The sequence below is a fragment of the Pseudomonas sp. 05N434 genome, from assembly GCF_056396965.1.
Map to the genome: position 1 here is coordinate 1 of NZ_JBFTMK010000828.1, position 1455 is coordinate 1455.

Annotated in this window: 2 protein-coding genes; one reads left to right on the top strand and one right to left on the bottom strand. The window is 60.0% G+C overall.

Features of this window, described 5'->3' with window-relative positions:
• Positions 1 to 107: 107 nt before the first annotated feature.
• Positions 108 to 971: a universal stress protein gene (locus AC1DLB_RS29820; RefSeq protein ID WP_477786268.1), complete on the bottom strand. Its 864-nt coding sequence runs from the start codon at positions 969 to 971 to the stop codon at positions 108 to 110.
• 159 nt (positions 972 to 1130) lie between these two features.
• Between AC1DLB_RS29820 and miaE the strand changes: the two genes are divergently transcribed.
• On the top strand, positions 1131 to 1455 hold a 325-nt coding region (gene miaE / locus AC1DLB_RS29825), incomplete at its 3' end, for a tRNA isopentenyl-2-thiomethyl-A-37 hydroxylase MiaE (RefSeq protein WP_477786269.1).

The following is a 1455-nucleotide window of genomic DNA, read 5'->3' on the forward strand; positions in this document are numbered from 1 at the left end:
GCAAGATCAAGAGATCGCCGCCTCGTTTCACTCGACCGCCCCTACATGGATCGTGTTCCCCTGTAGGAGCTGTCGAGTGAAACGAGGCTGCGATCTCTTGATCTTGCTCAATGCCGGGTCACGATCTCTTCCAGGTGATCCATGATGTCGTCCGGCTTGAGCACCAGCACATCGCTTTCCAGCGCATCGAGCACCACTTCCGCCGTATTGCCGATCAACGCCCCGGACAACCCGGTCCGCGCCACCGTGCCGATCACCGTCACGGAGGCCCCCAGCTTATGGGCCATGAATGGAATCAATACATCCGCCGGGCCTTCCTCGATGTGCAGGTGGTCGTCGTCGATGTCGAACTCGGCCTGGAACGCCTGGCACTGCTCGCGGTAACGGGCCTCGATGGTTTCCTTGAGCTGCATCGTCGGGTCGGCCGCCGACAGCATCGGCGACGGATGGGCGCTGATGACATGCAAGTGGGCTTTGGCCAGGCTGGCAATGTCGTAGCCATGATCGATGATGCTGGCATGCAAGGTGCGGTGTTCGCCGTCCATGTTGCCGACATCGATGGCCGCCAGGATCACTCCACCGGTCCAGGGTTTGGCGGTTTTCACCAGCAGCACCGGAGTCGGGCAGTAGCGCAGCAGTTTCCAGTCCGCCGGAGTCAGCAGGGCCTTTTTCRGTGGGCTGTCGGGATAATGCTGCTTGACCACCAGCCCGCAACCTTCAGCCTGCTGCACATCGATAATGGTGTCGTGCAGGCTTTCGTTCCAGGCTTGCTCGGTGGTGACGTTGTACCCGTCCGCCAGCAGAGCCGCCTTGAGCACGCCGAGCATCGCGCTGTGATCATGCTTTTTATCGCAGACCAGCAGGTGCAGATGAGCCTGGGTCACGCCAGCGATCAATTTGGCCCGTTTGAGCGCCAGGCTTTCCGAGTGTTCGGGTTCGATGACCACCAGAATGCTGCGAATGGCTTGCATGATCGGGATCTCCAGGAAGGTAAAAACACTGCGTTGGACAACTATAGTTGCTGGTCGGGCATTCGCGACTTGATGCATATCAACGGTGGCGACTGGTGGTCTGTCGGCAGGCCGGTATAATCGGCGCCCTTCGTTTTGAACCTTTTATCCGTGAGCCCCATGATCCTTCCCGAAATTCACGAGTTCCTCGGCTGCCGCACGCCCGACGGTTGGGTCCAGGCCGCGCTGGCCGATCAGGAAACGCTGCTGATCGACCACAAAAACTGCGAATTCAAGGCGGCCAGCACGGCGTTGAGCCTGATTGCCAAGTATCACTCCCACGTCGATCTGATCAACCTGATGTCGCGTCTGGCCCGGGAAGAGCTGGTGCACCACGAGCAGGTCATGCGCCTGATGAAAAGGCGCAAGATTGAACTGCGCCAGCTGTCCGCCGGGCGTTACGCCTCGGGGCTGCGCAAAGTGGTGCGCAGCCACGAGCCGGTGA